The following is a 13,068-nucleotide window of genomic DNA, read 5'->3' on the forward strand; positions in this document are numbered from 1 at the left end:
CTTGATACCAGCCGCCTCAGCATTCACCCCGTCATGCCAGGCATGAGTTGGGGAGAGGCCGGAGCGCTCAGGCCTTCTTGCTGCGCACCGGCACCGGTTGCGGCACCAGATCGTTGACGGCGCTCATCCGGGTGACGAGGCTGCGCAGGCGGGCGATGCGGCGGGTGTAGGTGAGCATCAGCCCGGCGAGGAAGGCGCTGCAGATCAGCGTGAACACTGCGAACGCGACGACGTCGTCACCCATGGTCGTTCCTCTCCTCGATTGGCGCGCAGCCGGCGCCGGGAAGGCGAGCCGGTCGCGTCGCTGCGCGAACGATACACGATGCTAGGCGCCCGAGTGATAATCTTGAATGACCGGCGACAACCGATCGCTGCCGCGCCGCCCAAGTCGTGCGCGATGGCTAATCCTTGATTAAGCGCGCCTGTGTGCAACGCAACACGAACTACTCGTGATAGAACGGACCGTGCGGCTCGGTCAGCGAGTGGTCCCACGGCGTGGCGCGGTGGGTCTCGGTGCCGCAGGACGCACATTTGTATTCGCGCACCTGATAGCCCTGCACCAGCGGCCTGTTGCCGATCAGCTCCAAGGCGACGTTGCAGGCGGGGCAATGCGGGGGGGTGTTGGTCATGCGCGCCATCCGAATCAAGACGGCCTCTAGTCCGCACGATTCCGGGTTCCATCGCCACTGCCTTTTCGGCCGGCGGATTCGGCCGGCCTGCGCCATGCGATCGCAGCCGAAAGTCTGCCCCAAAGCCGACTCTTCGGCGGCGCCCCGCGCGCCGCGGCCCCCTCAACTCTTCCTTAACGACGCGCCGCTATCGTTAACGCAACGTTTATCGGCGCAAAGCGCGCCCGGGCCGTGCCATGTACCGGATCGACTTCAACAAGCTGCGCTTCCTGATCGTCGACGACAATCCGCACATGCGGCGCATCTTGCGCACGCTGCTGCACTCGTTCGGCACCCGCGAAGTCTATGAGGCCGAGGACGGCGCCACCGCGCTCGAAATGTACAGCCACTACTCGCCCGACATCCTGATCACCGATTGGGAAATGCCGATCTTCGACGGGCTGGAGCTGGCGCAGATGATCCGGCAGCCGGAGGCCAAGGGCAATCCCTATGCGCCGATCATCATGCTGACCGCGCATTCCGAAAAGCGCCGCGTCACCCTGGCGCGCGATGCCGGCGTCACCGAGTTCCTCGCCAAGCCGATCTCGTCGAAGGGGCTGTATCAGCGCATCCTCAACGTGGTGGCGAGTCCGCGCCCGTTCATCCGCACCCGCAACTACTTCGGCCCCGACCGCCGCCGCAACACCACCGCCGGCTATATCGGCCCGGAGCGGCGCCACGGCGGCGAAGCGGACATCATCCAGCAGCCGTCGCTGCTCGATAAGGCCCGGGTCAACACCTAGCAGGCGTTTCGAGAGCCATGAGCAAGCCCCGCCCCGGCGACCTTCAGGTCGCGACCTTCCCGACCCATCAGGTCATCACCCAGGCCAACCCGCTGCGCCGCGCGATGCGGCGGCTGGCCGAGGACGCTCCCGCCGAGCCCGCCGACGATCCGGTGGCGCGCGCCGAAGCCGCGCTGGCGTCGCTGTCCGGCGAGTTCGGCGACTGGATGGCGGAGGAATGCCAGCGGCTCTCCGCCGCCCACGCCGACCTGCAGCGCGACGGCGTCACCAAGGACAATCGCGCCGCGCTGTTCCGCGCCGCCCACGACATCAAGGGCGACGCCGCCACTTTCGGCTTTCCGGCCGCGGCTGCGACCGCCGCCAGCCTGTGCCGTATCATCGAGCACGCACCCGATCTGTCCAAAGTGCCGGGCGAACTGATCGCCAACCACGTCGCCGCGATCCAGGCGATCGTCCGCGAAGGCGCCGGCGGCCAGAAATCCGAAGTGCAGCGGGCGCTGAACCGCAAGCTGCGCGGCGTCGCCGACGATTACCTCGCCGCTGTCAACCGCGACCGCCCCGAACATCTCGAAGCCATTCTGGCCCCGAGCATCGCACCGGACGAGTAATGGTTTGTCATTCCGGGGCGCCGCGCAGCGGCGAACCCGGAATCCAGAGGTTGTGACGACGCCGAGCTCTCAACAGCGCGAGATTCCGGGTTCGCTTGCTACGCAAGCGCCCCGGAATGACTCATCGTTGGCTTGCAGGGGCTAAGCTACGCCGCAACCGGCGCGTAGCGCCAGCTGGCTTCTTCGGCGATCACTTCGTCGCGCAGCGCGGCGGCTTCTTCGCGGGCGAATTCGGTGGCGAAGCGGCGCAGCAGGATCAACAGCGGACCGGCCGCATCCGGATCGGTCTCGCACTGGGTCAGCACCCGCTCGACCATGCGGCGGCGCAGGCGTGCGGCGCCGGATTCGTTGGCGACGAAGCCGATCTCACGCTCCGCGGCGAGCGCGGCGCGGAACGCCGGGAATACGGTTTCGGGCAGCCCGGCGCGGCCGAGCAGCGCGTTGAGCGAGGCGCGGCCGCCGTCGGCGAGCAGCGCCGCGACCCGCGCCGGAGCGGTGCCGGACAGTTCGGCGAGCGCGTGTTCGACCAGCGGCAGATTGCCGGACAGCAGCGCGCGCAGGATCAGCCCGGCGGTCAGCGTGCCGGACTGGCGCAGATGCCGCATCAAGGCCGCGATGTCGGCGCCTCGGGCGCGCGCGGCGATCGCGATCGTCGAGCGGTCCATCGCCTCACCGGTCGCGCGCGCGGCGCGATCGGCGCTGAGCCAGCCGCGCGCCACCACGAATTGCTGCAAGGTGTCGGACAGCTTCGCCACCAGCGCCAGCCGCGTCGCCGCCGGCAGATCCGGCAGCGCCAGCATCGACTCGCGGATCGCGGCGAGATGGCCGTGACGCTCGACGATGCGGTCCCACGAGAACGGAGCCAGCTCGGCGTGCGGATTTTCGATCAGTTCCAGCGCCGCAGCCGGCGAGCCGACCTCGGCGATCGCCGCACACACCGCGGCGGGTAGCTGGAAGCGCCGCGCCACCGCGCATTGCACCGCGTTGTCGCCGGTGGCGACGATGTCGACCAGATCGGCGTCAAGTAACAGCGGCGAGAATTCCAGCACCGGCAGCGCTACCGAGGCCTGATCGGAGGCGAGCGCGCGCACGATCGTCGGCGGCGCATCGGGCGTCGAAGCGAACACCTCGGCGATCGCCTGACGCACTTGCGCGGCCGGATCGTCGAGCATCAGCAGCAGCGCGCCTTCGGCGGCGATGCGGTCGTCGATCGACAGATCGGAAATCAGCCAGGCGCGGGCCAGAGCGCGGGTGGCTTCGGCGCGTTCGCCGGCCGGTGCGTGACGGATCCAACTGATGAACTGCCGAACAATCATGACACTTCCGGCCGACGCAACTTCACCCCGCACCATCGCAAGGCGCCTTACGTCAACCATCGATAAACCATGCCCCTTAACAAAGGGTTCACCATAACCGGCTGAGTTCGTTGACGTTTCGTTAAGGATAAGGCGCCCGCCAGGGCGCCGATGGCGGCGCCGGCTTGCGGCCGGGCCGGCGGCGGCCTCGCCGGAGCCAGCGGCGGCCGCCTGCCTACAAACGCGACAATGTATGATTACAGATTGATCGCTCACGTGCGGCATTTGAATATGCAAATTCGCACATTGCCTTGCACAATTCGTTATTTTCATACGGCTGCGGCCGGCGATGATGGGCTTACTAACCGCTGACATCCGCCTGATCATCCGGGAGAGCGCCGTGCAGACAGCCATCTCGAAAGCCACGACAGCCAGACTGCGGCGCGCCACCGAACTGGCGATCGGGCCGGTGCTGCTGTTCGGCGTGTGGTGGCTCGCCGCACGCGGCGGCTGGGTCAACAAGGATCTGCTGCCCTCTCCGGTCGACACGCTGCGCGACACCACGGTCGCGATCTGGTCCGGCAGCATGACCAAGGACATCTGGCACACCATGGTTCGCGTCGGCTACTCGATCGCGATCGCGATCGTCGCCGGCGTGCCGGTCGGGATCGTGCTCGGCGCCAAGGCGGCGGTGTACCGCTCGGTCGAGTTCATCGTCGACTTCTTCCGCTCGACGCCGGCGACCGCGATGTTTCCGCTGTTCCTCTTGCTGTTCGGGCTCGGCGATCTCGCCAAGATCGCGGTGGCGGCGTTCGCCGCCTGGCTGGTGATCGTGTTCAACGTCGCCTACGGCGTGATGAATGCGCGGCAGACCCGGATCCTCGCCGCCCGCTCGATGGGCGCCTCGTCGCTGCGGATCTTCCGCGACGTGATCTTCTTCGAGACCCTGCCGCAGACCTTCATCGGGCTGCGCACCGCGGTGTCGCTGGCGCTGGTGGTGATCATCGTCGCCGAGATGTTCATCGGCGCCACCGACGGCATGGGCCACCGCATCATCGACGCGCAGATCTCCTACTCGCTCACCGACATGTACGGCTCGATCCTGATCGCCGGCGCGCTCGGCTACGGCCTCAACCTGATCCTGCTGTTTCTCGAGCGCTCGATCGTCCACTGGTCGGGCAAATGACCCTCCCCGCTGCCCTCGTTCACAAGGAGACGACGATGTCCAAATCCCTTCTGCTGGCCGCCGCGGTGACGGCTGCGCTCTCCACCACCAGCGGCGCTCAGGCGGCCTGCGACAAGATGGACAAGGTCACCGCGGCCTGGCTGCCGATCATGCAGACCACCGCGTACTACGTGGCGCTCGATCAGAAGCTGTTCGAGAAGGCCTGCATCGAGATCGACTCCGCCAAGATGGAATCGCCGAACCAGATCATCGACGCGCTGATCGCCGGCCGCGCCGATTTCGGCCCGCCCGGCGCCGCGGCCGGCATCGCGATGATCGCGGAATCGAAATTCCCCGGCAAGCTGAAGGTGTTCGGGCTGCAGGGCGGCGGCATCAAGGTCGACCGCATCAACGACGGGCTGATCGTCAAGCCGGACAGCGAGATCAAGAGCTTCGCCGACCTCAAGGGCAAGACCCTCGGCCACGTCCCCGGCATCCAGTGGCGCACGATCTCGCGCCAGATGGTGAAGGCCGCCGGGCTCGATCCGGACAAGGACGTCAAGCTGGTCGATCTCGCCGTCGCCATGCAGGTGCCGGCGGTGGTCGGCGGCACGGTCGACGCCACGCTGTCGCTGGAGCCGGTCGGCTCGATCGCGGTCGCGTCCGGCAAGGCCAAGCGTGCGATGACCAACCCGGTCGCCGGCGTGATCGCCGATCCGTTCTATTCCGGCGCCTCGGTGATGACGACCAAGTTCATGACCGAGCGCCCGGACGTGGCGCGCCGCGTCGTCGCGGTGATCGACCAGGCCACCGACCTCGTCAACGCCGACTTCGCCAAGTACAAGACGGTGCTGCCGGCCTACACGCCGATCAAGGCCGATCAGCTCGATCTCGTCGCGCAGCCCTATTTGCGCGGCTTCAAGGATCTCGACGACACCGACGTCAAATCCTATCAGGCGCTGGTCGACGTGTTCATCGCCCAGGGCGTGGTGCAGGGGCCGATCAACGTCCGCGACAAGCTGCTGACCAAGGCGGATCTCGGCGAATGAACGCGCGCAGCGTCCTCCAATTGCGGCCGGAGCCCATGACCGACACCGCACCGATCCCGGCCGCACCGAAGCCGGGCCGGCAGGCGAAGATGACGATCCGCGGCCTGCGCAAGACCTTCAACGACGCCGTCGTCTACGACGGCTTCGACCTCGACCTGCCGCTCGGCCAGTTCATCTCGGTGTTCGGCCCGAACGGCTGCGGCAAGAGCACGCTGATCAACATGATCTCCGGGCTGATGCCGATGGACGCCGGCGAGGTGCTGTACGACGGCCAGCGCATCAGCGAGACGCGGATTTCCTACGTGTTCCAGAACTACCGCGAGGCGCTGTTTCCCTGGCTCAAGGCGATCGACAACATCCACTACCCGCTCAAGGTGATGGGCGTGCCGCGCGCCGAGCGCGCACGGCGGATCGAGAAGCTGCTGGCGGAATTCGAGATCCGGATCGATCTCAACGCCTATCCCTACACGCTGTCGGGCGGGCAGCAGCAGACGGTGTCGATCCTGCGCGCGCTGGTGACCGAGCCGGAGGTGCTGTTTCTCGACGAGCCGTTCTCGGCGCTCGACTACGAGATGACGATGTCGATGCGCGAGCAGTTGCAGAAGATCTTCATGAAGACGAAGACCACGATGCTGCTGGTGTCGCACGATCTCGACGAGGCGATCGAGCAGGCCGACAAGCTGGTGCTGCTGACGCGACGGCCCACCCAGGTCGCCGAGATCGTCGAGATCGGCCTGCCCTGGCCGCGCGACCGCGCCGTCACCACCGGCGACGACTTCATGGCGATCAAGCGCCACTGCCTCGATCGCTTCTGGCAGGAAGTCAAGAAATGACGGGCGCCGGCTGAGCCGGGCCCGACCGATCCGAACCACCATCAGAATCTGGAGACTGACATGACGAAGCGCCGGTTTCGCGCCGCTGCGGTGCAGACACTCGCCAAGTTGGGCGATTTCGATTTCAACATCGCGCTCGCGACGGCGTACGTCGAGGACGCGGTTCGGCAGGGCGCCGAGCTGATCGTGTTCCCGGAATGCATGGATACCGGCTATCTGTTCGACTCCGCCGAGCACTGCCGCGAACTGGCCGAGACGCTGACCGACGGCCCGTTCGTCAAGGCGCTGGCGGCGCTCAGCCGCAAGCACGGCGTCTATATCGCCAGCGGCATCACCGAATGGGATCCGGCCAAACAGAAGATCTTCAACACCGGCATCATGTTCGACCGCAACGGCGAGGTCGCGTGCCACTATCACAAACAGTTCCTCGCCACCCACGACCAGAACTGGTTCGCATTCGGCGAGCGCGGCTGCCCGGTGGTCGACACCGATCTCGGCAAAATCGGCCTGTTGATCTGCTTCGACGGGCGCATTCCGGAAATCTTCCGGTCGATGGCGATGCAGGGCGCCGAAGTGATCGTCGACATGGCGAACTTCTTCGCCATGGACCAGGCCGACATGTGGGGGCCGGCGCGCTCCTACGAAAACGGCGTCTGGCTGGTGGCGGCGACCAAGGCCGGCTACGAGCGCTCGATCTACTATCCGGGCGGCAGCATGATCGTCGATCCGAAGGGCCGCGTGCTGTCGAAGGTGCCGTACGACACCCACGGCCTGTCGATCGCCACCATCGATCTCGACGAAGCCGCCGACAAGTCGATCTACACCGCCAACGACAAGATCGCCGACCGCCGCCCCGAGACATACGGCATCATGGCGCTGCCCTACGAGAAAACCCCGGTCTATGGGGTCGCCGATCGTCCGCTGATTCCGTCGCAGTCGGTCACCAAGGTGGCGGCGGTGCAGATGCACGTCACGCCGGAGTGCAGCGTCGCCGAGGTGCTCGACATGGTCGACCACACCGCCAAGCTCGGCGCCAAGGTGATCACCCTGCCCGAATACGCCTTCAGCGCGCACTACATCCTGATGCCCGACGAAGCGGCTGCGGCCGCCGATCAGGCCGCGGCGAACCTCGCGGCGGTGGCCAAGATCAGCGCCCGCTACGGCTGCCTGATCGCGGCGCCGATCGTCGAGCGCGCCGCGGCGGGGCTTTATGTCACGACGGTCCTGATCGGACCGGACGGCAAGGAGATCGGCCGCTATCGCAAGACGCATCTCACCGCCGAGGAGCGCAAATGGGCCGTCGCCGGCTTCGACTATCCGGTGTTCGACACCCCGTTCGGCCGCATCGGTGTGATGTCGGGCTATGACGCGGTGTTTCCCGAAACCTCGCGCTGCCTCGGCATCGGCGCGGCCGACATCATCCTGTGGCCGGCGGCGCTGCGCGAGCCGTTCGAGCGCGAACTGCTCGCCGTGCCGCGCGCCGAGGACAACCGCGTGGCGGTCGTGCTCGCCAACCGGGTCGACAGCCCCTACCCCGGCGGCAGCGTGGTGATCCCGCCGACCGGCTTCCCGCAATGGGACATCAACATCGCGGCGCCGCGCGTGATGAAGCTCGGCGCGGTGATGCCCAAGCACATCGACCTCGCGGTGTGCCGGCAGAAGCTGATGATCCCGAAGGTGGACATGTTTGCAAACCGGCTGGTGGAGACGTACGCTCCGATCGTCGCGGCGTAGTCCCGTTCGGTGGCTGTCCGGACACAAACGGAAGGCCGGCGCATCGGCGCCGGCCGCGCCGCGGGGACGGCAGCGGGCGTGGCGAAGACACAGCGCACCATCAGGTACGACTGGAACGATGTCGTCTATTTTCTCGAGGTGGCGCGGCAGCGCAGCCTGGTCCGCGCCGCCGCCAAGCTGAAGGTCGACCACACCACCGTCAGTCGCCGCGTCCGCGAGCTGGAACGCAGCCTGAATTCGACGCTGTTCAAGCGCAGCAAGTCCGGCTTCACGCTGACCGAGATCGGAATGCGGCTGCTGCAATATGCCGAGGGCATGGAGAGCCAGGCGAACTCGATCGTCGAGGCGATCGGCACCGACACCGCCGATGCCGGCGGCGCGGTGCGGATCGCGGCGATGGAAGGGATCGGCAGCTTCTATCTCACCCGCTGCATCGTCGACTTCAACAAGATCTATCCGTCGATTCAGGTCGAACTGATCACCGATACCCGCCTGCTCGATCTCAGCCGGCGCGAGGCCGACATCTTCGTCAGCTTCTTCCGGCCGCACGGCAAGCGGCTGTCGATCAAGAAGGTCGGCGAGTTCAGGATCTCGCTGTACGCGACAGACGCGTATTTCGCCGGGCGGAGCCCGCCGGCGACGGTGAAGGAGCTGGAGACCCACGCCTTCATCGATTTCATCGAGGATCACATCTACAGCCAGGAAAACCGCTGGCTGTCCGACGTGCTGCGGCCGCCGCACACGATCTTCCGCAGCACCAGCCTGGTGGCGCAGTCGATCGCCGTCTCGGCCGGGCAAGGCATCGCGATGCTGCCGTCCTACGTGGCGTCCGGCCATCCCGAGCTCCTGCCGGTGATGCCCGAGCTGTTCACCACGCGCGATATCTGGCTGTCGGTGCACGAAGACCTGCTGCACGTCGCCCGGATCAAAGCCGTCATCAGTTTCCTCGAAAAGCGCATCGAGGCCGACAAGGCGTTTCTCAACTCGGTCAAGAACCAGCGCAGCCGCCGCAAGCGGAGCGGCTGAAACCGCGCTCAGCTCGCGAACGCGCCGCTACGGTCGCTGAACAGGTCGAGCGGGCTCGGGGGGCGGACTTCGGGGGTGCGCGACAGCTCCGGCATCGCGGGCTGCGACGGCATCGCGGCTTGCGACGGCAACGTGGTTGGCGACGGCGAGCTCCACAGCGACTGCACCGCCGGCGACACCGGCTCGGCCCGATCGCCGCCGAGGAACAGCGAGCGGAACATCGGCTCGCTGCCGCGCTGCGCGGTGGCGGTGCGCGCGGCGTCGCCGGCCTGGGCGGGGGCGACGTTGCGGACGTCCGGGAAGCTCGCCAGATACGCAGCGTTGTCGACCGGTGCGGGCGGCGGTGCGGCCGAGGCCAGCGTCACCGGCAGACCGGCGACCGAAGCGATCGCGCTCTGCGTCGCGGGCGAGCTGGCGGCCGCCTCGTAGCGCGAGGCGAGATTGGAATACACCTCGGAGACGCTGCGGGCATTGCCGGAGCGGTCGTAGAAGATCGACTGGTTGGCGGCGGCGGCCGACGGGAACAACGCGGCGCCGGCGACATTCGGCGTGTCGCTCGCCGTGTTGATCAGCTTGGCGGCGCCGGCCACGCCCATGAAATGCGCCATGTAGAGTTCGGCATCCGATGGGCGGCGGCCGATCTCGCCGGTCAGCTTGAAGCTGTTCGACTGGGTCAGCACGCCAGCCATTGCCGACGACACCACCGGATCGTTGCGCAGATTCATGATCGCGGTGCGCGCCGACGGATCGCTGACCGAATAGCTGCCCGACGCCGAGCGGGTGATGGCATCGGCATACTGGCCGTAGCCGAACTGCGCGCCGGCCTCCTTCACGGTGCCGAGCCAGGTCTGCTCGATGAACTGGAACAGGCCCTGCGCCGACGAGGTGGTGGCCTGGGCGCTCGGGTTGAAGTCCGACTCCATCTTGGCGGTGGCGAGCAGATACTGGAAGCTGGTGCCGGTCTGGCCGGCAGCCTGCTTGATCGCGCCGGCGACCTTGGTCCGCGCCGGATCGACGATCATCACCGCCGGATTTGACACCTCAGCCGCCATCGCCCCTGCTCCGCCCCCGGCGCGCTTGCGCGCGGAAGCGCCCTTTCCACCGTAGGTCACCCTGGGCGAGTATGGTTAACGAGTGGTTAAGCGCCCGGCCGGAGGCGGGCTGTTCGCGCAAACCGCTGCTCTTAACGTTGTCTTAACGGGCAGTTGGTTCCATCTGCGGTGGTCATCTGGAGAATCTTCCCGGTGAAGACGAGCGAGGCTGCCATGACCGCGATCGCCAACTCATCCGCCGCGGCATCGAACCGGGCTCAGCCGACGAGTCTGCCTCAGATCGGGCCGGCCGGTTCGAACGCCGATCGCTCCGCAGCGCCGACGCCCCAGGCTTCAGCCGCGACCGCCGATACGGTGCAATTGTCCGAGCGCGCCAAGGCGATCCTCGACAAGGCCAATGCCGACAAGGCGGCCACCGCCAACCTCACCCTGTCGTTCGACGAGATGCTGCAGCAGCGCACCGATGCCTTGACCGCCAAGCTCACCGACGCGTTCAAGAAAATGAACGTCAACCTCGACGACGCCGTCCGGCTGCAGGTCGACAAATTCGGCAAGGTCACCGCCGAAGGGCCGTGGAAGGAGAAGATCGAGAAGTTCTTCGAGGACAATCCCGATCTGGCCAAGGAACTGAAAGCGATCGCAGGGCTCAATTCGCTGAAGGCGGCCAACGCCGCGCTCGAGCTCTACAACAAGGAAAAGGGCTCCGGCGGCCCGGGCAGCAAGCAGCAGCAGAGCGCCTGGACCAGCTACAACATCCGCTCGATGAATATTCAGACGCTGTCGGGCGTGATCAGCCTGAAGGACGGCGAATTGCGCTCCGCCGCGCTGGACTACATCGACAGCATCGCCGATCCGACCGGCGCAAAGGCCGGTCCGGACCTGGTGCAGCAGCAGCGCGAGATCGCCAACCGGCTCGCCTGATCCGCTCGGCTACTTGCCGTAGACCTTGTCCGGGTCGAACTTGCGGTCGGCGTCGATTTCGATCAGCACCGGCGCGCCGTCGCCGCCGCGGTCGATGCGGCGATAGAAGCAGGAGTGCCGGCCGGTGTGGCAGGCGGCGCCGCCGGCCTGGTCGACCTTGATCCACACCGCGTCCTGATCGCAGTCGACCCGCATCTCCAGCACCTTCTGGACATGGCCGGAGGTCTCGCCCTTCTTCCACAGCCGCTTGCGCGAGCGGCTGTAGTACCAGGCCTCGCCGGTCTGGATGGTGCGGTCGAGCGCTTCGTCGTTCATGAACGCGACCATCAGCACGTCGCCGGTCCGCGCGTCGGTGGCGACGACCGTGACGAGCCCGTGCGCGTCGAATTTCGGACGCAGCACAACGCCTTCCTCGATGTCGTCGGGCGCAACGGGTGAAGAAGCTGAACGCGATTCGCTGGACACGATTGAAATGCCTTACGGGACGCGGGAGTTAGCCGCGATCCCTGACCATCGACATGAACCGCGCCTGCTCCGCCGGATTGTCGCGGAACACGCCGGTGTAGCGGCTGGTGAAGGTGGTGGCGCCCTTCTTGGCGATGCCGCGCACCGACATGCAGGTGTGCTCGGCCTCGATCAGCACCGCGACGCCGCGCGGCTTCATCACCTCGTCGATCGCGGCGGCGATCTGCGCGGTGAGATGCTCCTGGGTCTGCAGCCGCCGGGCGAAGATGTCGACCAGCCGCGCCAGCTTCGACAGCCCGACCACGCGCTCGACCGGCGTATAGGCGATGTGCGCCTTGCCGTAGAACGGCATCACGTGGTGCTCGCAATGCGAGGTGAAGCTGATGTTGCGGACCAGCACGAAGTCGTCGTAGCCGGCGGTCTCGCCGAAGGTGCGTTCCAGCACTTCCTTCGGGCACTGGTGATAGCCCTGGAACAATTCGTCATAGGCTTCGACCACCCGGCGCGGGGTGTCGAGCAGACCCTCGCGCTCGGTGTTCTCGCCGATATAGGACAGCAGCGTCTTGACCGCGGCCTCGGCCTCGGCGCGCGACGGGCGCGGTTGATCGGGCTGCACCGCCACTTCCAGGAAATCCGACGGGTCGAGTTCGGCGGGCTGGAATTCGCTGCGGGCGTCGGCCGGCTTGGTGCCGCGGATCGGCTTGATTTTGGCGTCCATCTTCACTCCGTTCGACCGGCCTTATCGGGCCGGATGTGTCACCGGGCAGACGGGCGGACTACAGCCGGTCGTCTTGATCCCTTCGGCGAGCCCGGCCGGCCAAGTGCTTGACCGGCTTCGGCTCGCGACCTCGGCGCGGCCCAACCGGCCGCACCGCGAGGCTTCATTTCGAAACCCACCCTTCCTATATAAGACGACAAGCCGGAACCGCCAAGGTCGCCGCCCCGGGCGACCAGTGACCACAGCGCCCGCACGGAATTCGCCGCATGCTCAACGACATCTACAACAACCGCATCATCGAACTGGCCGGCAATATTCCGCGGATCGGGCGGCTGGAGCATCCCGACGCCAGCGCCACCGCGCATTCCAAACTGTGCGGCTCGACCGTGACGATCGACCTCAAGATGGACGGCGACACCGTCACCGACTTCGCCCACATCGTCAAAGCCTGCGCGCTCGGCCAAGCCTCGTCGTCGATCATGGCGACCCACGTGGTCGGCTCGACCGCCAGCGAACTCAAAGCGTTGCGCGAGACCGTGCGCAAGATGCTGAAAGAGAACGGCGCCCCGCCCGACGGCAAATGGGCCGACATCGCGATGCTCGAGCCGGTGCGCGACTACAAGGCCCGCCACGCATCGACGCTGCTGACCTTCGACGCGGTGGTCGACGCGATCGGGCAGATCGAAGCGCAGCGCGAAACCGCGAAGGCAACGGCGTAAGCCCTCCCACTCACCGAGTCATTCCGGGGCGCGGGCGAAGCTCGCGAACCCGGAATCTCGCCGTTGTGAAAA

General features: G+C 66.7%; 15 protein-coding genes. 9 read left to right on the plus strand and 6 right to left on the minus strand.

The annotated features are described in order from the left end of the window. Positions 1–67: 67 nt before the first annotated feature. Entirely contained in the window at positions 68–244 is a 177-nt protein-coding gene (locus FLL57_RS23325) for a hypothetical protein (RefSeq protein WP_013501758.1), read from the minus strand. A 199-nt stretch (positions 245–443) separates the two neighbouring features. Then, positions 444–629: a hypothetical protein gene (locus FLL57_RS12265; protein WP_142883022.1), complete on the minus strand. Its 186-nt coding sequence runs from the start codon at positions 627–629 to the stop codon at positions 444–446. A 236-nt stretch (positions 630–865) separates the two neighbouring features. Here FLL57_RS12265 and FLL57_RS12270 point away from each other — a divergent pair, with 236 nt between their 5' ends. Both FLL57_RS12270 and FLL57_RS12275 read left to right on the plus strand, forming a co-directional pair. Beyond that, entirely contained in the window at positions 866–1,411 is a 546-nt protein-coding gene (locus FLL57_RS12270; RefSeq protein ID WP_013501756.1) for a response regulator, read from the plus strand. Between the two features lie 17 nt (positions 1,412–1,428). Next, entirely contained in the window at positions 1,429–2,019 is a 591-nt protein-coding gene (locus tag FLL57_RS12275) for an Hpt domain-containing protein (RefSeq protein WP_142883023.1), read from the plus strand. Positions 2,020–2,165: 146 nt separating this feature from the next. Here FLL57_RS12275 and FLL57_RS12280 read toward each other — a convergent pair whose 3' ends face one another. Next, a complete protein-coding gene (locus FLL57_RS12280; protein ID WP_142883024.1) occupies positions 2,166–3,335 on the minus strand; it encodes a DUF2336 domain-containing protein in 1,170 nt (389 codons plus the stop codon). Positions 3,336–3,714: 379 nt separating this feature from the next. Here FLL57_RS12280 and FLL57_RS12285 point away from each other — a divergent pair, with 379 nt between their 5' ends. The 5 genes from FLL57_RS12285 (at position 3,715) to FLL57_RS12305 (ending at position 9,121) form a co-directional block, all read left to right on the plus strand. After that, positions 3,715–4,500, plus strand: coding sequence for an ABC transporter permease (locus FLL57_RS12285; protein WP_041807767.1), 786 nt, complete (start codon positions 3,715–3,717; stop codon positions 4,498–4,500). A gap of 35 nt (positions 4,501–4,535) precedes the next feature. Beyond that, positions 4,536–5,528 carry an ABC transporter substrate-binding protein gene (locus tag FLL57_RS12290; RefSeq protein ID WP_142883025.1) on the plus strand — a complete coding sequence of 331 codons (993 nt, stop codon included), beginning with the start codon at positions 4,536–4,538 and terminating at the stop codon, positions 5,526–5,528. A gap of 35 nt (positions 5,529–5,563) precedes the next feature. Further along, positions 5,564–6,361 carry an ABC transporter ATP-binding protein gene (locus FLL57_RS12295; RefSeq protein WP_047308601.1) on the plus strand — a complete coding sequence of 266 codons (798 nt, stop codon included), beginning with the start codon at positions 5,564–5,566 and terminating at the stop codon, positions 6,359–6,361. A gap of 60 nt (positions 6,362–6,421) precedes the next feature. Next, a complete protein-coding gene (locus tag FLL57_RS12300) occupies positions 6,422–8,095 on the plus strand; it encodes a carbon-nitrogen hydrolase family protein (protein ID WP_142883026.1) in 1,674 nt (557 codons plus the stop codon). Between the two features lie 78 nt (positions 8,096–8,173). Then, positions 8,174–9,121, plus strand: a complete 948-nt coding sequence (locus tag FLL57_RS12305; protein ID WP_142883027.1) for a LysR family transcriptional regulator — start codon at positions 8,174–8,176, stop codon at positions 9,119–9,121. Positions 9,122–9,129: 8 nt separating this feature from the next. On the opposite strand, the gene FLL57_RS12310 is transcribed toward FLL57_RS12305, so the two are convergent. After that, positions 9,130–10,173 carry a transglycosylase SLT domain-containing protein gene (locus FLL57_RS12310; RefSeq protein ID WP_142883028.1) on the minus strand — a complete coding sequence of 348 codons (1,044 nt, stop codon included), beginning with the start codon at positions 10,171–10,173 and terminating at the stop codon, positions 9,130–9,132. A gap of 213 nt (positions 10,174–10,386) precedes the next feature. On the opposite strand from FLL57_RS12310, the gene FLL57_RS12315 reads away from it, so the two are divergent. After that, positions 10,387–11,094: a hypothetical protein gene (locus FLL57_RS12315; RefSeq protein ID WP_013501747.1), complete on the plus strand. Its 708-nt coding sequence runs from the start codon at positions 10,387–10,389 to the stop codon at positions 11,092–11,094. A 9-nt stretch (positions 11,095–11,103) separates the two neighbouring features. Here the strand turns inward: FLL57_RS12315 and hisI are convergent, their stop codons facing one another. Both hisI and folE read right to left on the minus strand, forming a co-directional pair. Next, positions 11,104–11,559, minus strand: a complete 456-nt coding sequence (gene hisI, locus FLL57_RS12320) for a phosphoribosyl-AMP cyclohydrolase (RefSeq protein WP_013501746.1) — start codon at positions 11,557–11,559, stop codon at positions 11,104–11,106. Between the two features lie 28 nt (positions 11,560–11,587). Further along, positions 11,588–12,277: a GTP cyclohydrolase I FolE gene (gene folE, locus FLL57_RS12325; RefSeq protein ID WP_013501745.1), complete on the minus strand. Its 690-nt coding sequence runs from the start codon at positions 12,275–12,277 to the stop codon at positions 11,588–11,590. Positions 12,278–12,543: 266 nt separating this feature from the next. On the opposite strand from folE, the gene FLL57_RS12330 reads away from it, so the two are divergent. After that, on the plus strand, positions 12,544–12,996 hold the full coding sequence (locus FLL57_RS12330; protein WP_013501744.1) for an iron-sulfur cluster assembly scaffold protein: 453 nt from the start codon (positions 12,544–12,546) through the stop codon (positions 12,994–12,996). Positions 12,997–13,068 lie beyond the last annotated feature (72 nt).

The organism is Rhodopseudomonas palustris, from assembly GCF_007005445.1.
Lineage (GTDB): Bacteria > Pseudomonadota > Alphaproteobacteria > Rhizobiales > Xanthobacteraceae > Rhodopseudomonas > Rhodopseudomonas palustris_G.